This window comes from Vogesella mureinivorans, from assembly GCF_007644035.1.
Taxonomy (GTDB): Bacteria; Pseudomonadota; Gammaproteobacteria; order Burkholderiales; family Chromobacteriaceae; genus Vogesella; species Vogesella mureinivorans.
Genome location: NZ_VMTV02000534.1, coordinates 1 through 279, shown reverse-complemented (window position 1 = coordinate 279; position 279 = coordinate 1). Strand labels below are relative to the sequence as shown.

Here is a 279-nt window from a genome sequence, read left to right as displayed (position 1 = left end):
CCGCCGCATGCACGCTGGCGACGCCGGTGTAGCAGAACAGGTTGAGCACGCGCTTGCCGCGCGCCTGCTGGCGAATCAGCCGCCGCGCCGGGCGATGATCGAGGAACAGGCCGGTGTCGAGGTAGTCGAACAGGTTGACCTGCAGCTTGAGGCCATCCTCTTCCACCGGCAGCCAATGGCCGCGCAGATCCTGCTTCTGGTAGCGCGACGTGCGGGTCTGCGGCGCGCGGGTCTTGAGCGCGATGCGCGCGCGCGGCAGCTCGAACACGGCCATCGCCG

The 279-nt window shown here is 69.5% G+C and carries 1 protein-coding gene; it reads right to left on the bottom strand.

Annotation, left to right across the window (positions count from 1 at the left end):
* Positions 1 to 279: class I SAM-dependent methyltransferase (locus FLQ44_RS14410; RefSeq protein ID WP_206208894.1), on the bottom strand; the 279-nt coding region annotated here is incomplete at both ends.